General features: G+C 49.2%; 16 protein-coding genes. 12 read left to right on the top strand and 4 right to left on the bottom strand.

The window, feature by feature from the left end; translation table 11 throughout:
- Positions 1-4 precede the first annotated feature (4 nt).
- Positions 5-1,957, bottom strand: a complete 1,953-nt coding sequence (locus O4H47_RS08970) for a beta-galactosidase (protein WP_269393645.1) — start codon at positions 1,955-1,957, stop codon at positions 5-7.
- A gap of 414 nt (positions 1,958-2,371) precedes the next feature.
- Between O4H47_RS08970 and O4H47_RS08975 the strand changes: the two genes are divergently transcribed.
- The 8 genes from O4H47_RS08975 (at position 2,372) to O4H47_RS09010 (ending at position 10,879) form a co-directional block, all read left to right on the top strand.
- Positions 2,372-3,967 (top strand): ABC transporter substrate-binding protein, encoded by a 1,596-nt coding sequence (locus O4H47_RS08975; RefSeq protein ID WP_269393646.1) that lies wholly within the window; start codon positions 2,372-2,374, stop codon positions 3,965-3,967.
- A gap of 65 nt (positions 3,968-4,032) precedes the next feature.
- Complete coding sequence (locus O4H47_RS08980; RefSeq protein ID WP_269393647.1) at positions 4,033-4,962, top strand: ABC transporter permease; 930 nt, start codon at positions 4,033-4,035, stop codon at positions 4,960-4,962.
- Complete coding sequence (locus O4H47_RS08985) at positions 4,962-5,810, top strand: ABC transporter permease (protein ID WP_269394370.1); 849 nt, start codon at positions 4,962-4,964, stop codon at positions 5,808-5,810. The genes O4H47_RS08980 and O4H47_RS08985 overlap by 1 nt, the downstream gene beginning before the upstream one ends.
- Positions 5,807-6,847, top strand: a complete 1,041-nt coding sequence (locus O4H47_RS08990; protein WP_269393648.1) for an ABC transporter ATP-binding protein — start codon at positions 5,807-5,809, stop codon at positions 6,845-6,847. The genes O4H47_RS08985 and O4H47_RS08990 overlap by 4 nt, the downstream gene beginning before the upstream one ends.
- Positions 6,837-7,856 carry an ABC transporter ATP-binding protein gene (locus O4H47_RS08995; RefSeq protein WP_269393649.1) on the top strand — a complete coding sequence of 340 codons (1,020 nt, stop codon included), beginning with the start codon at positions 6,837-6,839 and terminating at the stop codon, positions 7,854-7,856. The genes O4H47_RS08990 and O4H47_RS08995 overlap by 11 nt, the downstream gene beginning before the upstream one ends.
- Positions 7,853-8,647, top strand: coding sequence for a pyrroline-5-carboxylate reductase family protein (locus O4H47_RS09000; protein WP_269393650.1), 795 nt, complete (start codon positions 7,853-7,855; stop codon positions 8,645-8,647). The genes O4H47_RS08995 and O4H47_RS09000 overlap by 4 nt, the downstream gene beginning before the upstream one ends.
- Positions 8,644-10,419 carry a cobalamin-dependent protein gene (locus O4H47_RS09005; protein WP_269393651.1) on the top strand — a complete coding sequence of 592 codons (1,776 nt, stop codon included), beginning with the start codon at positions 8,644-8,646 and terminating at the stop codon, positions 10,417-10,419. Before O4H47_RS09000 ends, O4H47_RS09005 begins: the two co-directional genes overlap by 4 nt.
- Positions 10,420-10,429: 10 nt before the next feature.
- On the top strand, positions 10,430-10,879 hold the full coding sequence (locus tag O4H47_RS09010) for a gamma-glutamylcyclotransferase family protein (protein WP_269393652.1): 450 nt from the start codon (positions 10,430-10,432) through the stop codon (positions 10,877-10,879).
- 19 nt (positions 10,880-10,898) lie between these two features.
- Here the strand turns inward: O4H47_RS09010 and O4H47_RS09015 are convergent, their stop codons facing one another.
- The 3 genes from O4H47_RS09015 to O4H47_RS09025 form a co-directional block, all read right to left on the bottom strand.
- Positions 10,899-11,591, bottom strand: coding sequence for a GntR family transcriptional regulator (locus O4H47_RS09015; RefSeq protein ID WP_269393653.1), 693 nt, complete (start codon positions 11,589-11,591; stop codon positions 10,899-10,901).
- A 362-nt stretch (positions 11,592-11,953) separates the two neighbouring features.
- Positions 11,954-13,534 carry a glycerol-3-phosphate dehydrogenase gene (gene glpD, locus O4H47_RS09020; RefSeq protein WP_269393654.1) on the bottom strand — a complete coding sequence of 527 codons (1,581 nt, stop codon included), beginning with the start codon at positions 13,532-13,534 and terminating at the stop codon, positions 11,954-11,956.
- A complete protein-coding gene (locus tag O4H47_RS09025) occupies positions 13,531-14,301 on the bottom strand; it encodes a DeoR/GlpR family DNA-binding transcription regulator (RefSeq protein WP_269393655.1) in 771 nt (256 codons plus the stop codon). Before O4H47_RS09025 ends, glpD begins: the two co-directional genes overlap by 4 nt.
- 213 nt (positions 14,302-14,514) lie before the next feature.
- Between O4H47_RS09025 and O4H47_RS09030 the strand changes: the two genes are divergently transcribed.
- The 4 genes from O4H47_RS09030 (at position 14,515) to O4H47_RS09045 (ending at position 19,419) form a co-directional block, all read left to right on the top strand.
- Complete coding sequence (locus O4H47_RS09030; protein WP_269393656.1) at positions 14,515-16,251, top strand: ABC transporter substrate-binding protein; 1,737 nt, start codon at positions 14,515-14,517, stop codon at positions 16,249-16,251.
- A 148-nt stretch (positions 16,252-16,399) separates the two neighbouring features.
- A complete protein-coding gene (locus tag O4H47_RS09035) occupies positions 16,400-17,464 on the top strand; it encodes an ABC transporter ATP-binding protein (protein ID WP_269393657.1) in 1,065 nt (354 codons plus the stop codon).
- Positions 17,465-17,473: 9 nt separating this feature from the next.
- Positions 17,474-18,556: an ABC transporter ATP-binding protein gene (locus O4H47_RS09040; RefSeq protein WP_269393658.1), complete on the top strand. Its 1,083-nt coding sequence runs from the start codon at positions 17,474-17,476 to the stop codon at positions 18,554-18,556.
- Positions 18,556-19,419: a carbohydrate ABC transporter permease gene (locus O4H47_RS09045; protein WP_419719607.1), complete on the top strand. Its 864-nt coding sequence runs from the start codon at positions 18,556-18,558 to the stop codon at positions 19,417-19,419. Before O4H47_RS09040 ends, O4H47_RS09045 begins: the two co-directional genes overlap by 1 nt.
- The last annotated feature ends 1 nt before the right edge of the window (position 19,420 follow it).

A 19,420-nucleotide genomic window follows, 5' to 3' on the forward strand; every position in this document is an offset into this window, starting at 1 on the left:
TGCACTATTCCTCCCACACCAAGAAGTCAGCCGGAGGGATGTTCTTCTGACCTAAAAGAATATCTGCGCTTGACGGCACCTCAACTTCTCTTGTGTCGTCACCAAAGTTGAAGACGAATGTGAGTGTGCCGCGCTTCACAAACCGCAGGTCGCCAATGTCTCCCAGTGAAGCGACTTCAGCCCAAGTCAAACAATCTTGCATGAAGTGCATTAGAAAGTTGCCGTACAGTTGGGTGGCAACATAACGACATTTGTCGTTGCCAATAATCGCTGGACTGCCGTGCCGATATTTGCTTGTGAAATGTGCCAACGCGGTTTCATGTGTGTTAAGAGACTCGCGCCAGCCGTCTGCACGGTAAGTTTTTCCGTCAAACTCAATTGGGTCATCTGCGTATTCGGGTAGAGATTCAACTCGGGTAACCTCCACGTCTATCAGCTGTTGAAAGTGACCGGGGGGCAGTTGGTCAGGTATATGCATCTCATCGGTCTTGCTGCCGCATCTTGGGCCCAAGACAACCTTGGTTTTTGATTGCTTGAGCTTTTCGACAAAATCGAGATTGTCGATCATCATATCTGGAACAAAAACGGCTTGATAGTTTGTGAAGTCGACGTGGGCCCCAACAACGTCTGCGTCCACGCCAAGCTTGCAAAGGGTGGAGTACCACTCGAAGGCGTGGCTGGCAGGGTCGTAGCCTTTCCCTTGAGGAAGAGCACGTGCGCCCCATCGCGATTTGTAGTCATAGATTATGGCAACTGGTGCTTGTTGTTTTTTGGTTGCAGGCAGCGCTTTGCGCTCCTGTGCAATTTTTTCGACTTCAAAGAAAGCCTGGTCAGGCTTGCCATTGGGCAAAAGCAAGGCTGCGTGGTATTGCTCTTGAGCAAACTTAGCTTGTCGCCAGCGGAAATAGCACACAACATCCACTCCATGTGCATAGGCAAGCCACGTCCATAAACGCACCATTCCATCTTCGGGAGATTGATTGTGTCGGGCCCAATTCACTGGCCCGGGTTGCTGTTCCATAATCCAGACATTGCCGCGACCCACCGTACGATATAGCTCGTTGTTGAACGCGGGTTGGTCTGGTAAGCCCGTGCGCAACATTTTGCGTTTTTGGTCGTCGGAAATAGTGGCGTTTATCAAGGCCCCCATGGGGTAGCTATCCCACGACGCAAAATCTAGATCTTCGCCAACTTTATAGTGATCAAAGTCAGGGTTATGGCCCATGAAATTATGCGTTATGGGACGATTGGGAGATAGCGCTCGAACAATATCGACCTGCGCCTTGTTGAACGCGCACACCTGGTCGGATGAAAACTCTATATAGTCAACTTCATGGGAGGGGGTTGTCATGCAAAGCATGTTGCGCTGCGTGTCGATTTCCTCAAATGAGTTATACCTCATGCTCCAAAACGTGGTGCCCCAAGCCTCGTTGAGCTTGTCGATGGTTCCATACTTTTTTTGCAACCAGTTTCGAAATGCATGAGTGGCATCGTCAGAGAAACTGTAAATTGTATTGTGGTCACCGTATTCATTGTCAATTTGCCAGGCTTTGACATATGGATTTTTGCCATAGCGTTCGGCAAAGAGCTTGGTTATGCGCTTGGCTTCGCGCAAAAAGTCTACACTTGAAAAACAATAGTGCCGTCTTGCGCCAAATTTGCGTGGGTTGCCGTCTTTGTCGACGGGAAGAATGGCAGGAAACTTGTCAACCAACCACTTTGGCGGAGCGGCTGTGGGCGTGCACATAACCACGTCAAGTCCGGCAGTTCCGAGTATTTCGATAACTTCGTCGAGCCATTGCCAGTCAAAGTGGTCATCCTTTGGCTCTACTAATGCCCATGAAAACTCTGCGATGCGGACGTAGCGAATGCCTAAGTCGACCATCCGTTGAGCGTCGTCTTTCCAGACTTCTTTTGACCATTGTTCTGGATAGTAACAAACACCAAGTTCAACCACGCACGCAACTCCATCTCATTTACATCTCACTTGGCCTGAAGCCAAGATTTAGGTTTCATCAGCTCACTTGGCCTGAAGCCAAGATTTAGGTTTCATCAGCTTTGCAAATTCTATTTGAGATCACAATCAAAATTTTATATTTGATTTTATTTTGCTGACGTTAATCCCGCATGATTTCATGTTGGATTTGCATGACCTGCGCCCGCAGTTCCATCGGTCTCCTTGTTAAGAGGCGGGAAGGCTGTAAAGATTAAGTTGTGTCTATAAAATTACATTTATAATTATAAAAAAAATTATTGACGTAATTTTTAATTGTGTTTTAAATCGGCGCGGCTGACTGAGCGCTTGGCGCGGGACAGCTTCGAACAGGCGCGGGTTATCTGCTTGCCTTTCGCAAAAATCGGAGGAGCTATAATGAATCTAAATATGTTGAAATGCCTAGCATTCGCGGCAATTGTCGGTTTCGCTGGCACCGCACAAGCTGCGGACTCCGGGGGCGAATTTAATTTCGTCGCACCGTATGATGGCAGCATCTTGTCGCTTGATCCACACAAGACCAGCAAGCAGCAAGACTTGTTGGTTACAAACAATATTTTCAGATCGCTCTATATGTGGAGTGCTGAACATCGAAAGCCGATGCTAGAGCTCGCAAACCTAGAAAGTGTGTCTGATGATGGTCTGACCTACACGTATAAGTTGCATGCTGACATGATGTTCCATAACGGCCGTGCCATGAAAGCGAGTGACATTGTCTACTCGTACGAGCGTATGCTGTCGATGAAACCTGTAAGTCCAAATGCTGGGCATATTCAGATCATTCAGGGCGCAAAAGCTTTTGAAAGTGGCGGGGCCGATCATGTCGAGGGCCTGTCCGTTTTGGATGATTTGCGTTTCTCGATTACGCTGAATGACCGTGTCGATCCTGCATATTATTTCTATCGTCCTGGAACTGCTATCGTGCCTCAAGAGGCCGTTGAAGCAGCGGGCGATGAGTTTGGCCTTTCGCCAGTGGGCAGCGGACCATTCAAGTTCGAAGAATGGGTTAAGGGTAGCGAAGTCAAACTAAGCAAGTTTGATAATTATTTCGAAGCCCAAAAACCCTATTTGGATAAATTGAACTTCAAAATCCTCCAGGAGGGCTCAACACGAGATATTGCTTTCCGCGCGAATGAGTTGGATGCAATTCTTGTCGAAGCTTCTCAATATCCACAATACAAAGCTGATCCGAGTTACTCAGAGCACTTGGTTGAAGTCGCCGAAATGTTCACGCGCTTGATTTCTTGGAATGCGGATTATGCGCCTCTATCAGACAAGAAGGTGCGCCAAGCAATCAGCTATGCAATTGATGAAGACACGATCAACAAGAAATTCCTCAAAGGAAAAGCCTACAATCCAGTGGGGTGGTTGCCGTCTACGTCAGAAGCATTTGATGCCAATGGAAAAGGCTTTGGCTATGACGTCGAAAAAGCAAAAGCACTGATGGCAGAGGCTGGCTATGCTGATGGGTTTGAATTGGAGATCTTGGGCACTGCAAACAAGTCTTATGGCGTTGGTGTTGCTGAAGTTGTCGGCCAATATTTGAGCAAAATTGGCATCACAGTTACCACGCAGCAACTTGAAGGCGGCATCCTTTATGACAAGCTTGTGGCAGGTGATTTTCAGGGCATAATCTGGTCGTTTGGTTCAGGTGTTGAGCCTCTTAAGGCTCTTAAACGCTGGCATTCTACCACCGCAAATGACTCGGGTAACTATGTGAAGTACAACAACCCCGAATATGATGCGCTGCTGGACAAAGCTCAGAACACAAATGATGAGCAAAAGCGTGTGGAGTATCTGCAGGCCGCCGACCGAATTTTTGCTGATGATGCAGCGGTTTGGCTATTCAATTACAACAAAGCGGTTTTGGCTGTGCAGCCTTGGGTGCATGGAATTGAGCCGGTTGCGATTGAGATTATGTATCAAGATTTCGCTGACGTTTGGGTTGATGCCAACTCGCCTCGCGCGAAATAATGTTCTGAAGCTGGCGGCTTTGTGTCGCCAGCTTACCTAACCCTCACATTCAGAGAAATTGCGTCATGTTCGCTTTCATCGTGCGACGATTGCTCCAGTTTATCCCTACCATCTTAGGGATATCGCTGATCATGTTTTTGTTGCTCAACCTCATTCCTGGAAACGCTGCGCTGAGCTCGGCAGGTCGTCTTGAATTGGCTCCAGAAGTGGTGGAGCAAATTAAAGCGGAACTGGGGTTGGATAAGCCGATTGTTCAGCGTTATGTGCAGTACATTACGCGGCTGGCGCAAGGAGACATGGGGCAGTCCTACCTGCGGCGGTATGATGTGTCCGAAGTTGTGTTTTCCAGATTAGGTGCAACCCTTAAACTGGCATTCGCCGCAATTTCGATCGCTCTACTGATTGGAGTGCCCTTAGGTTTCTTTGCAGCGCTAAAGCAAGGCACTTGGATGGATATGCTGCTGACAGTGGTCGCTGTTGGAGGGGTGTCGATCCCCCAGTTTTGGCTGGGTATCCTTTTGATGTACTTTTTTGGGTTTATGCTGCACTTGCTGCCCACGTCCGGCTATGGCAATGGTTCACTAGCCAATCTTGTGCTGCCAGCGCTCACTTTGGGGCTGGGGTATACGGCGATGCTTGCCCGCATCACCCGAGCGGCAGTGATAGAGGTCCTGACCTCGGACTATGTGCGCACCGCCCGCGCCAAAGGGCTGAGCGAGCTTGCAATTAATGTAAGGCATGTTTTTCGCAACGCTTTTGTGCTGATTTTGACGACGGCTGGTTTGTTGTTTGGTTCACTCATCGGTCAAACGGTGGTGGTGGAACGCCTGTTCTCTTGGCCCGGCATTGGTTCACTTGTTGTGGAAGCTATTTTTCAGCGCGACATACCTGTCGCTCAAGGTTGCTTGTTGGTGATTATCTTTGTCTTCCTCACAGTGAATCTGTTGGTGGACATTCTTTACCGCGCCATAAACCCACAGATCGATTTTGAATGATGCTAAAGTCAATTTTCGCCCATAAAAATCTTATGTTCGGCGGCACCATTGTAGTGCTTGTTGTGCTCATGGCTATCGCAGCGCCGCTTCTCGCGCCGTTTGATCCCGTATTTGACGCCGATCTGATGAACTCTGAGATGCCACCAGGCGGCGAGTTTTTATTTGGCACCGACACGAATGGTCGAGACGTATTGTCTCGTGTCATTCATGGCGCACGGATTTCACTCAGCGTTGGCCTTGTCACGCAAATTCTCAACACCATAATCGGCGTAAGTCTTGGATTAGTTGCAGGTTATATGGGGCGGTTTTGGGATGACCTGATCATGGGGCTGACCAACATTATGTTGTCGATCCCCGTAATTGTTTTCGCTCTCGCCATCATGGCCGCGTTGGGGCCGGGTTTGATCAACCTATTTATCGCATTGGGGTTGACCAACTGGGCATATACTTGCCGCATTACCAGGGCGCAGGTGCTTTCAGACAAAAAGAAAGACTATGTCAAAGCCGCTAAATCCCTGGGCTATAGCCGTGCCAGCATAATGTTTACGCAGATCATGCCGAATATTTTGGGGCCAGTTCTTGTAATTGCGACGTTGGGCTCTGCTGAAGCCATTTTGCTCGAAGCAGCGCTTTCCTTTCTAGGACTTGGCGCTCAACCGCCAACACCGAGCTGGGGAGGTATGCTTTCATCAGCACGGGACCTGCTGTTCGTTGCGCCTTGGTTGTCGATTTTCCCCGGCATTGCGATTTTTGTCACAGTGCTTGGATTTAACATGCTTGGAGATGGCCTGCGTGATTTGCTTGACCCAAAAAGCGTTGGTGCGACCAAATTGGGTGGGGTTAGATGATGAAATCTAATATCCCCAATTCGACCGATTTAACCTGTGCGATCAAGGTTGTCGACTTGCACGTAGATTTTGCAACGGCAGGTGGCGTCCTTCCGGCGGTGCGGGGTGTTTCGTTTGAACTTGAGCAAGGAGAGACCCTTGCCATTGTTGGTGAATCTGGTTCGGGCAAAAGTGTGACTGCACTTTCAATTATGCAATTGATCGCAAAACGAACCGGTCGCATCTCATCAGGTGAGATTGTTTTTGATGGGCAAGATTTGTTGCAGCTTGATGAGCATAAGTTGCGGGAAATGCGGGGAAATGCGATCTCCATGATTTTTCAAGAACCCATGAGTTCGCTGAACCCGCTTATGAAGGTTGGCCATCAAGTTGGCGAGGTCTTTAGGCGACACCTCAAAGTCGATCGAGCAGAGGCGAAGCGCCTTTCGATTGAAATGCTGCGAAAAGTTGGGCTCTCAGCGCCGGAACGGCGCTATAATGAATTCCCGCATCAAATCTCTGGCGGCATGCGGCAACGTGTAATGATTGCCATTGCTTTGGCGTGTCGGCCCCAATTGCTCATCGCAGACGAGCCTACGACAGCGTTGGACGTTACCATTCAAGGTCAGATCCTTGATCTCATTCAAGACCTAAAAAGCGAAAACGAGATGTCGGTGATCATAATCACTCATGATCTGGGCGTTGTGGCTGAGATTGTTGATTATGTGGTGGTCATGTACGCGGGGCAAGTTGTTGAAACTGGTTATGCGCGCGAAATATTTGAGCAACCGCGACATCCCTACACAAAGGCACTCATTAACGCTGTGCCAAAACTGGGGTTACGCACAAGGACCAAGCAGCGCACTCGTTTGGAAGAAATAGTTGGCACAGTGCCAAATCTGCTGGCTTTGCCGGCGGGCTGTGCATTTTGCGAACGTTGTGATTATGCGCAAGAAATCTGCTCAACGTCAGCGCCCTCGATGGAAGTTGTTGGGGCACGACGCTCGGTTCGTTGTCACTTTGATTTGACTAAAAAGGATCGTCACCATGAGCGCTGAAAACAGAGAGGCGCCTTTGTTAGAAGTGTCGGATTTGAAGGTGCATTTTGGTGAGGCAAGCGCTCCCGTTAAAGCGGTGGATGGCGTGAGCTTTTCCATTGGGCGTGGTGAAACGCTGGGGCTAGTTGGCGAAAGTGGATGTGGCAAAACCACCACTGGTATGGCCATTGTCAATTTGGTTAAGTCTACCGGTGGTTCAATCTTGTTTGAAGGGCGCGAAATCACCAGTATTGATCATTTGTCACGCGCAGAGCAACTGCAGCTGCGCTCACAGATCCAAATTGTATTTCAGGACCCATTTTCGTCGCTCAACCCACGCATGAGCCTGTTCCAAACACTTGATCAACCGCTCAAGATTCATGGCATGGCGCCACAAGATCGACGTGAGCGAATTGATATGCTTTTAGACAGGGTAGGGCTTAACCCCGCACACGCTAGCCGATATGCGCACGAGTTTTCAGGTGGACAAAGGCAACGCATCGGAATCGCTCGCGCGCTGGCGTTGAACCCCAAGCTCATCATTTGCGATGAGGCTGTTTCAGCATTGGATGTATCGATCCAAGCGCAAATCATAAACCTCCTGATCGATTTACAGGAAGAATTTGGCCTATCGTATTTGTTCATTTCCCACGACTTGGCAGTTGTCGAACACCTGGCGGATCGGGTCGCTGTTATGTATTTGGGCAAGATTATTGAGGCGGCGAGATATGATGAAGTCTTCAGTGCGCCCAAGCACCCATATACGCGAGCGCTATTGTCGTCGATCCCGGTTCCTGATCCTAAGGGACGGGGAGAAGAACGCCAGACAATCAAAGGTGAGATGCCAAGTCCGTTTGCGCCTCCGTCTGGTTGCCACTTTCATCCCCGATGTCCTGTCGTCATGGCGAAGTGCAAGGTTGAAAGGCCTTCGCTCGAGTTCGTTGATGAAGAGCATCAAGTCTCTTGCCACTTGTCGACAAAACAAGCTGACACTTCACTTGGTACACCCAAAAAAGGCGAGTTGGCATGACGCGCGTTTCAATTGGTTTTGTCGGCTGCGGTCATCTTGCACAATATATGATTGAGGGGCTGCTGACCGCAAAAGCCCCTTATGAAATCCACCTTTTCAATCGCACTCATGAAAAGGCCATTGCCTTCGCAAAAAAGCGTTCGGGCTTGTGCGTGCACGATGAAGTGCAATCGCTCGTCGATGCCTCTTCAATCATTGTGGTTGCAACGCGGCCCGCAGACGTTAGCGCAGCAATTGCTGCTTGTGATTTCAGCCAAGGGCAGATCGTTTTGAGTGTGGCTGCCGGGGTAGGGCTTGCCGATCTGCAAAAATGGAGTGCGCCTGCTATTGCGGTGCGCAGCTTGCCGTTAGCCTGTGTGAAGCACAATTTAAGTCCCACAGCGCTATTTCCAGCAAACGAAAAGGCCGAACGTTTGTTGTTCTTTTTAGGCCAAGTCCATGTTTTGCCAAGCGAAGATCAGTTTGGTGCCATTTCAGCCCTTACAGGTGCCTTTTTTGCATGGCTCATTCCTTTGCTTGACCACGCGAGCAAGTGGGGTGTTGCTGCGGGGCTTGAGCCTGAGCAAGCGCGCGCGTTTGCGGTGGAGACTATGTTTGGCGCAGCTCACATGGCCGCGCAGGAGCCCGACAAGTCTTTGGAAGATATTTGGACCTCGTTGGCGACGCCTGGCGGTATCTCCGAACAAGGACAAAATATTATCGAAAAGCGCGGCGGCCTCTCAGCGTACGGACACGCACTTGATGCCGTTCGAGAGCGAATGGAAAAGGCCGGGCAAGGTGAGAAATCATGATGGCAACTGAGCAGTTTTTACACAAGATTGAAACGATCAAATCAAGCGCATTGCCTGCCATGGGCGTCTTATTTGAACAAAGCGCTCAGATAGCCGATGGCTTGCGCGTAGGCCGCACTGCGGCAATGGATGCTTGGGATGTAAGCTCTGAGTTGGAGTTTAAACAGGCGTGTATGAAGCAAAACAAAATCACCTATCACGCCCATATTGGCATGGGCAGCTGGCAGTTGACAGAGGACGCTCTCGGCTTTGTTGATCGTGAATTGAAATCAAGGGGATTTGCTGTTCATCGAGCGGGACTTTGTCTTGATCGTCGCATGGCTTTACCTGAGAAGCTGCGCCTTGGTGCGGCCGCTGAAACGGGCCCAATGTTGGAAAGCCAAGCAGATTGGCAACGGATTGGTCAGAATACGCCTATCCAGCCCCACATGGGCGATTTCATGATCGGCTTTCCCTCGTCAGTCACGAATAGTGTTTTAGCGCTACGGGCAGGGGTGACGACAATTGGCAACCTGTCTCAATATTTTGCGCATCAGGCACCCGGTTGGCATGACCATATTCACACAGCCGTTGAAACGACGAAAGCCATTGCACTGTTGGGGCGTTTTCGGGATCAAGGTGTTGCCTTGCATTCCTACTTAGAAGACGGATATGGCGCGTTGTTTTTTGACTGCGCTACGATCGCCGGTTGGGCGATGCTTGAGCATTACATCGTTGAAGAACTGCTTGGCGCGAAGCTATCCCATTGTATCGGCGGTCTAACATCAGACCCCATCAAGCGGGCAGGTTGGGTATTTGCGCTTGATAAAATTCACAAGGGCAAATGCGTTGGCTCAATGTTTTATGGTGACACAATTTCGTTCACGCAGGATTTTGACGAAAATCGCGGCATGATCGCCGAGTACATGCTGTGGGATATTATGGCGCAACTCAAATGCCCAACGGGTCATGCTGTGTTGCCCCTACCTGTCACCGAAGCGGTGCGAGCGCCATCTGCGCAAGAAATTGTCGAAGCCCAAATTTTGGGGAATCGTGTCGAAAAAACCGCGCGTCATTTGGTCGACAAAGTTGATTTTTCTGAAGCTGAAGCATTCGCGGATACCATCGTCAAGGAGGGGCGTGGCATATTTGAACGCGCGCTTCATGGCTTCAAAGAGGCTGGTATTGACGTGCGCAATCCTTTGCAGATGCTTTATGCCTTAAAGGAAATTGGCCCGGCTTTGTTCGAAGAGATTTTTGGTGCAGGCGCTGAGGACCCGTCACAACCGCGCAACCGTATTCCCACGGTGCCAACGGATATTTTTGCGCAGTCAATTGGAACGTACAAACAGCACTTGCCTGCATTTTCCAAGCCAAAGGTGGTCGACCGGATAGCTGGGAAACGTTTGTTATTGGCATCAAGCGATGTGCACGAACATGCCTTGCTTGTGCTGAATTGGCTGCTGGATAGCGGCGGGGCAAATGTTGTCAATCTTGGGGCAGAGGTTGACGCGCAAACCATTGTTGCGCGCGCTAAAGAAGACGATGTGGACGCCATTCTGGTGAGCACGCACAATGGAATGGCTCTAGATTTTGGCAAGACAATCAATGCTGAGATGGCCAAGCAATCGATCAAAAAACCCGTGCTTTTCGGCGGTGTACTAAATCAAAAAATTCAAGACCAGGAATTACCGGTCGATGTTTCCAGTGAACTTAGAGCGATTGGCATTCACGCCAATACGTCTTCATTGGAACAGCGGCTGGTCCACTTTTTGCAACTAGAGAAACAATGAAGGATTGCACATGCTACACTTTGGTTATGGTTCAAATTTACAGATGAGTTTCTTGAAGGAGATACTTCCAAGCGCGAAATATGTGATGAAAGCGTATATTCCTAACCACGAAATCCAGTTCAATTTTTTTTCCAAAACCAAGCAAGCTGGCATCAGCAATATCATGCTGGCGCCAGGCAAAGTGGTACATGGGGTGATTTTTGACGTGCCCGAAAAAGAGCTGCTGGAATTAGATGTGAAACCTGGTTTCTACATTGGGGATTATGAGCGCCGTACGTTCTTGGCCGTGGGCGAGGACAATAAGCTTCATTCAACAGAACTCTACCAAGTTATTGACCCTCAAGGCCCGTTCCAGCCTTCAAAAGAATATGTCAAAGGCATGCTTGAGGGCGCCCGCGAAATGGACCTGGATCCGACACACCTAAAAACCATCGAGCAGTTCTACGCTGACTCTATTTAAGCACCTTTTGGGCAGGGGTTCAAAATTGAATCCCTGCTTTTTCCTCGATCATGCGGCTGACGTTATCTGATGAATGTTTGCCACTTGACTGGATATGCTGTTCGAGCAGCTTTTTTGCCAATTTTGTGTCACGTTCCAAAATAGCATTCAGGATATTGCCATGATCGTTCTCATTTGATTTCGATCCGGTCACATATCTTAGACTAATTTGATACTTGAGATGCAGAATATCAAACACATTTTGCAGCGCTCTTTTTTGCAAAGATTGTCCGGAGAGTTCGGCAATTGTGAGGTGGAAGTTCATATCCGCCACCAGCTTCTTGTTCATGAACATACCCTCAAGCGCGTTCATATATTGCTGATGGGACTCCTTCAGCTTTTCTTCGCCCTGCTTGTCCAGATTTTCGATTGCTCGTTCCAACAAGGAACTCTCCAGAAGCAGTCTAAAATTGTACAGCTCTTTGATCTCGCTTAGGCTAAGCGGTTCAATGAAATATCCTTTGTTGGGTTCACGTCTTACGATGCCCTGGAATTCAAGGAACTTTAGCGCTTGGATGAATGGGGTTACACTCATGCCCATTTCTTCAGCAAGCTCTTTAAATGGAACTTTTTGACCTGGCACCAAGTCGTTGTGGAATAGCATCTGACGAATGCCGACATACGCAGTTTGAGTAAGATCTCCGCTTGCGTTTGGGTTCTTTCTTCTTGGCATCCCGATTGTGCCCTTTCCATAGGTAATCGTCTGAAGTCTATTTGGTTTTAGCGTTGGCTCGCAGATGGGGAATTGTGTGCTGTGCCCCTTGCTAACGCTTGAGTTGAACAACTTTTGGCGTGTTGTTCACGAAGGATAACTCCGGTTTTGTTTTGTGGCTTATTTTTGCTCCCCACCGCAATAGATATGTGCAGCTGAAAAGAGCATATGCGCCAATTCACAGACGCACAATAGCGAGTGATAAAGATTGGTTCTATAGGCCGGTGACGGGCGAATGGTAATCTCAACTGATCGCTTCGCCCTCAGTTTTGTTGCACGAATTCAAGGTGATTGGGAAAAGCGATATATTGATTTGCATTCCCTTATTTGGTGATCCGTTCAGCGATATAGGCGTCAATCTGTGCGGCTTCTTGTTTATCAACATGAAGCCCCATTTTTGTTCTGCGCCATAAATAGTCTTCGGCGGTCATAACCCATTCGTTGGTAATGACCCAATCGAGTTCGCCAGCATAAATGCCGTGACCAAAATCGGTGCCAAGGTCCTCTTTTTTTGTTGCATTGCAATAGATTTTTTGGGCGTCAGTTCCGTAGGCGCGCACGAGGCGGTGGGTGGTTTTATGATCCAAGAAGGGGAGTTGGCTTTGTAATTTTCGGACCAACTCTTCAAATTGATCGTGGGCAAAGTCCCCGCCGGGTAGGGGAACTCGTTTGGTCCACTCTGCACCAATGTTGGGGAAGAAACTGTCAAATTTCTCAATCGCGGCTTCGGCCAAACGGCGATAGGTGGTGATTTTGCCGCCGAAAATGTTTAAGGCCGGTGCTTCTCCGGTTTCATTAAGCTTAAGCACATATTCGCGGGTGGCGGCGGTGCTGGATGAGGCATGGTCGTCATAGAGCGGGCGCACGCCAGAATAGGTCCAAACGATATCATCGCGCGTTATTGGCTTTTCAAAATACTGCGACGCGAATTTGCATAAATATTCTTGTTCTTCAGGGGTGCATTCGGGTTTTGTATCCACGTCCGCGTGGTCTTGGTCTGTCGTGCCGATCAGTGTGAAGTCTTGCTCATAAGGAATGGCGAAGATGATGCGACCGTCTTCTCCTTGGAAGAAGTATGCTTTGTCGTGATCAAACAGTTTTTTGGTGACAATGTGGGAACCGCGTACCAAGCGGACGCCTTCGTTGGTTTTGATGTGGGCGACATTGCGGATAATGTTTTCGACCCACGGGCCGCCTGCATTGACCAGCAGCTTTGCTCTAAACTCTTGCTGTTCGCCGGTGATTTGATTTTCTGTGGTTACTGTCCAAATGCCTTTTTCGGATACGGCATCAACAACCTTAGTGCGCGTCATGATATTGGCACCACGGTTCTGCGCGTCGCGGGCATTAAGGACAACAAGACGAGAGTCTTCTACCCAACAGTCTGAATATTCGTAAGCACGTTCGAACTTGTTGTCGATCGGGTCGCCCTCAGGGGCCGTTGTTAGATCGATTGTTTTGGTGCCTGGTAGAATTTTTCGCCCGCCCAAATTGTCATACATGAATAGACCAAGACGAATGAGCCAGGCGGGGCGTTGCCCTTTCATCCAAGGCATAAACATGGTCAAAAGTTTTGACGTTGGGGTGTCGCTTTCAAAGCGCATGTCTGGGTGGTACGGCAAAACGAAACGCATGGGCCATGAAATGTGTGGCATTGCGACCAAGAGGTTTTCGCGCTCAATCAGAGCTTCGCGAACTAAGCGAAACTCAAAATACTCAAGATAACGCAGACCACCGTGAAAAAGTTTGGTGGAAGAGGACGATGTGGCGGATGCCAAATCGTCCATTTCGGCGAGGGCGACAGATAGACCACGTCCCACTGCGTCGCGCGCAATACCACAGCCATTTATACCGCCGCCAATGATGAATAGGTCATAGGTCATTTCGTTCTGTGGATTTTTCATTTTTGTGTTCCTGCAACTAGAATCTGTGTGCCTGCATCAGCCGCCGCCTTTGCGAAGGCGGATGAGGGTTTACTGTCCATTACGACAAAATCGAGCTCGTCGATGGAGGCAATACGAACGGGTGCGTTTATTTCAAATTTGGATTGATCCGCGACCAAAATGCGTGTGCGGGCGTTTTTCAGAATCGCGCGGGCAACCGCAACTTCACGCGAATCGAAGTCCAAAATCGATCCATCATCGTCAATGGATGAAGCGCCGATTACGGCATAGTCCGCTTTGTAACGCGATATGAATTCAACTGCCTCTTCGCCAACGACCGCACCGTCGGTTTGTCGAACCATGCCTCCGACTTGAATAAGCGCGCTCAATTCGGCGCCTTGCATGATGCTGACAATATTGATGTTGTTTGTGATAATGCTCAAGTATTTATGGCCCGTGAGCGCGCTGGCGACTTGCTCGGTGGTGGTGCCGATGTTCAGAATAAGCGAACTGGCATTTGGAATGAGTTCAGCGGCTTTGCGGCCGATGGCGCTTTTAGCGGCAATATTGTTCATGCGCCGCGCTTCGTAACTCAATGAGGCTGTTGAAGCGAGGCGACGTGCGCCCCCGTGCATGCGTGTGGCAAGGCCGCGTTGACATAAGGTTGCTAGATCGCGACGAACGGTTTGCTCTGTCACATCAAATGAATCAGCAAGCGAAATGACGTCCACTTGGCCATTCTGATTGAGCATCTTTATGATTTTTTCGAGCCGCTCTGGCTGCAACATGCGGTTTCTCCTTGCGTCAAGCGAATTGAACTTAGTATGTTCATTTGAACATGTAAATTGAAAATATGAACATACGCGTTAATGCGATGTGGGAAAAATGTAGGAATTACAACGAAAAACCTTCTACTAAAAAAATAGTTTGACAAATATAGTAGTTCGAATGAATATTGTTGCAGCTGGAGGTTTCTGGCTTAAGTTCAATGGGAGGACAAGATGAAGAAGCATCTTCTCTGCGCAGCAGCGGTTATAGCCGTTGTCGCAGGTACTGGGTCAGCATTCGCGGGTGCTGACGAAGCTAAAAAATGGATTGACGCTGAATTTCAGCCGTCAGTTTTGTCAAAATCAGAGCAAATGAGTGAAATGCAATGGTTCATTGATGCTGCCAAGCCTTATTCGGGTTTGGAGATCAATGTGCTGTCCGAAGGCATTCCAACGCACTCTTATGAGTCAGAAGTTCTGACCAAAGCGTTTGAAGAAATTACCGGAATTAAAGTCAATCACCAGATTTTGGGTGAAGGCGAAGTGGTGCAGGCGGTTCAAACGCAGATGCAAACAAAGCGTAATCTATATGATGCTTATGTGAACGACAGTGACTTGATTGGCACACACTCACGTTTGCAACTTGCGTACAACTTGACCGATTTCATGGCGGGCGAAGGCGCGGACGTTACCAACCCAACGCTTGATCTTGCAGATTTCATGGGCACGCAGTTTACCACTGGTCCTGATGGCGATCTTTATCAGTTGCCAGATCAGCAATTTGCCAACCTTTATTGGTTCCGTAAAGACTGGTTCGATCGTGAAGACATCAAAGCAGCTTTCAAAAAAGAGTATGGTTATGATCTAGGCGTGCCAGTGAACTGGTCAGCTTATGAAGATATCGCTGAATTCTTTACAACGAAGGTTGTCGATATTGATGGCACCACAGTTTATGGACACATGGACTATGGTAAGCGTGCCCCTGACCTTGGTTGGCGGATGACGGATGCCTGGCTTTCAATGGCTGGTGCTGGTTCAAAAGGTGAGCCAAACGGTGTGCCGATTGATGAATGGGGCATTCGCATGGAAGAGGGTTCTTGTAATCCTGTTGGTGCGTCAGTAACGCGCGGTGGTGCAGCAAACGGCCCAGCGGCTGTTTATGCGATCCGCAAGTGGGATGAATGGTTGCGAGCTTATGCGCCTCCAGGTGCAGCTGCATTTGATTTCTACCAATCATTGCCAGCGTTGAGCATTGGTAACGTTGCTCAGCAAATCTTCTGGTACACAGCCTTTACTGCCGACATGGTGAAGCCAAAATCTGAAGGCAATAACACTGTTGATGATGCTGGTAACCCGCTATGGCGGATGGCGCCTAGCCCACATGGTCCATATTGGGAAGAGGGTCAAAAAGTTGGCTATCAAGACGTGGGTTCATGGACAATCCTGAAATCTACACCACTTGATCGCGCAAAAGCGGCTTGGCTCTATGCTCAGTTTGTTGTGTCAAAGACCGTTGACGTGAAGAAGTCTCATGTTGGTTTGACTTTCATTCGTGACAGCTCAGTAAACCACGCATCTTTCACCGAACGTGCACCAAAACTTGGTGGTTTGGTCGAATTCTACCGTTCACCTGATCGTGTAGCTTGGTCTCCAACTGGCATTAACGTGCCAGATTATCCAAAGCTTGCTCAAATCTGGTGGCAGCAAATTGGTGACGTGAATTCTGGTGCCTTTACACCACAAGAAGCGATGAACCGTTTGGCTGAAGAGATGGACATCACAATGGCCCGCATGCAGGCAGCTGACGAAGCTGCTGGTGTATACGGTGGCTGTGGTCCGCGCTTGAATGAAGAGCGTGATGCTGAGTGGTGGTTCGCCAACGGTGGTGCGAAGCCAAAACTGGACAACGAAAAGCCGCAAGGCCAAACCGTCAACTATGACGAGCTCGTTGCCCGCTGGAATTCGCAGTAAGCGAACTCCCTAGTCAGAACTCTTCTGACCTTGTCTGCTGGAGCCTAAGGGCTCCAGCTTTCTTTCACAGTTTTCCCAACCCTTTGGCAAAAGGGTTGAAGGCTGCGCGCTGAACTGATTGCGCGGCAGAAATAAGAGTAGGTGTGCAATGGCACTCGAACTTAAAAATGTCACTAAGCGGGTAGGGGCGGACCTGCACATCAAGCCGGTAAACCTGGTTCTTGAAACAGGGCATTTCAACGTATTGCTTGGCGAAACAGGTGCAGGCAAAACATCCCTGATTAAATTGATGGCTGGCCTTGATCCAACGGCAAGTGGCCAAATTTTGATGGATGGTGAGGACGTGACGGCGCAAAATACCCAAAAGCGCAATATCTCGTTGGTCCACCAGTTTTTCGTCAATTACCCGCACATGAGTGTTTTTGACAATATCGCTTCACCTTTGCGCGTGGCAGGGATGGCCCAGTCTGAACTTGAGGATCGGGTTGCCGAAGCTGCTGAGATCTTGCAGCTAAAACCCATGCTTTTTCGTCGTCCACACGAATTGTCGGGTGGTCAACAACAGCGCTGTGCGTTGGCACGGGCGATTGCAAAGGAAAGCAAGGCCGTGTTCTTGGATGAACCGCTTGCCAATCTTGATTACAAATTGCGCGAAGAGTTGCGCGACCAATTGCCAGAGCTTTTTGCGGGGCGGGGCGCTGTGGTGGTGTACGCCACTTCAGAACCTGAAGAGGCTTTGCTGCTTGGCGGTAAAACCGCATTGATGGATGATGGTTCGGTGGCGCAATTTGGCACCACGGCCGATATTTATCGCCATCCTGAAACGCTGTTGGCAGCTGAGATTTTTTCTGACCCGCCGATTAATGTTGCGCAGATTGAGAAGCGCGGTGGCACCGCGAAAATGGGGTTCAATATCTCATGGAACCTTATAGGGCATGCCGCAGACCTAAAAGATGGCGAGTATAAGATTGCCGTGCGGGCAAACCATGTACTGCCTTTTCAAACGGATGAAGCCAGCGTGCCAATTACAGGGCATGTGATGGTTACCGAGTTGAGTGGATCTGAATCTAGCGCGCATTTTAAAGCGGAAATGGCCAATTGGGTTTCGCTGGCGCGCGGTGTGCACCCTTACCAGGTTGGCGAAGATCATCAATTCTTTATGGATCCATCAAAGTGCTTTGTGTTCGCGCCTGATGGCACGCTGGTCGGATAGGAGACAATCATGGCTAAAATTACCCTGTCTCAGTTGCGACATAGTTATTTTGCGGAACCTAAAGGTCCGCAAGATTATGCCTTGAAGCAAATTGATTTGGATTGGAACGATGGCGGCGCATATGCGCTTTTAGGACCATCAGGATGTGGCAAGTCCACATTGCTTAATATTATTTCGGGACTTCGTGTGCCCTCAGAAGGTCGGATTTTGTTTGACGATAAAGACGTCACGCATTTGCCTCCGGATCAGCGCAACATTGCGCAAGTGTTTCAGTTCCCAGTGATCTACGACACTATGACCGTTTACGATAATCTTGCGTTCCCGTTGCGCAACCGTGGCATGGCAGAGCGGGACGTTGATGTGCGGGTTAAACAAATTGCCGAAATGCTTGAAGTGAGTGAAATGCTGACTCAAGGCGCCGCAGGTCTTTCGCCTGACAATAAGCAGAAAATCTCGATGGGACGCGGGCTGGTGCGCGACGATGTGAATGTGGTGATGTTTGACGAGCCGCTCACCGTGATTGACCCGCATCTGAAATGGAAACTGCGTTCGAAGTTAAAAGAACTACATCAGCGCATTCGGGCCACCATGATTTATGTGACCCACGATCAAACTGAAGCACTTACCTTTGCTGACCAAGTTGTGGTGATGCAAGATGGTGAAATTGTGCAAATTGGCACACCAATTGAGTTGTTCGAGCGCCCCACCCACACATTTGTTGGCCACTTTATTGGCTCGCCGGGCATGAATGTTTTGCCATGTGAAGTTAAGGCTGGAGCCGCGTTTTTCAACGGGCAACATGTGGCTTTAGAAGGCGAAATTGTAAAAGGCGCTGGTGGAAAAACAGAAATCGGCGTCAGGCCAGAATATGTTTCTTTGGCTAAAGACGGGTTGCGAGCACACGTCCGCAAAGTCGCAGACGTTGGCCGCCACAATGTGGTTGAAGCCATGGTGGGAGAGCAAAAAGTTGCGGTGATTGTGGAACATGATGTGCCCAACCAGGGCGACGAGGTTTTTCTAGACTTCAAGACCGAACAAACCCGGCTTTATGCCGATGGTTGGTTGGCAACCAATGCCAAAGGAGCCGCATAATGAAAACGCAAAATCAAAAAGCTTGGTTCTTTGTTCTGCCAGTGTTGCTGCTGGTTGCGTTCAACGCGTTGATCCCTATGATGACGGTGGTCAACTATTCAGTGCAGGAGACGTTTGGAAACAACCTTTTCTTTTGGCAAGGCCTGGATTGGTTCCAAAACTTGATGCGCTCCGAGCGTTTTCACGCAGCACTTGGCCGTCAATTCATGTTCACCGGATTGATCTTGTTGATTGAAATTCCGCTGGGTGTGGCGATTGCCATGTCGATGCCGCGCAAAGGCTTTTGGGTCTCCGTTTGCTTGGTGACGATGGCGTTGCCGATGCTGATCCCTTGGAACGTGGTTGGCGCAATGTGGAATATTTTCACGCTGCCAGATATTGGCTTGATGGGCTATTTTCTAAACCATGTGATGGGTATCCCCTATGATATGACGCAAAACGTTTTTGCGGCTTGGGTTACCATTATTGTGATGGACGTGTGGCACTGGACGTCTTTGGTGGTGCTGTTGAGCTATGCGGGATTGGTGTCCATTCCCGAAGCTTATTATCAGGCGGCGAAAATTGATGGGGCGAGCAACTTTGCTGTGTTCCGATTTATCCAACTGCCCAAGATGAAGAACGTGCTTACGATTGCTGTGCTGTTGCGCTTTATCGATAGTTTCAACATCTACACAGAGCCATTTGTTTTGACAGGTGGTGGGCCAGGTAACTCAACCACATTGTTGTCCATTGACTTGGTAAAAATTGCGCTGGGTCAGTTCGACCTTGGTCCTGCGGCTGCCATGTCCCTTATTTACTTCGCGATCACCTTGTTGGTTAGTTGGCTGTTTTTCACGCTGATGACCAAAGATGATGCGCGATAGG

Origin of the sequence: Maritalea porphyrae (assembly GCF_027213965.1) — a bacterium.
GTDB lineage: Bacteria > Pseudomonadota > Alphaproteobacteria > Rhizobiales > Devosiaceae > Maritalea > Maritalea porphyrae_A.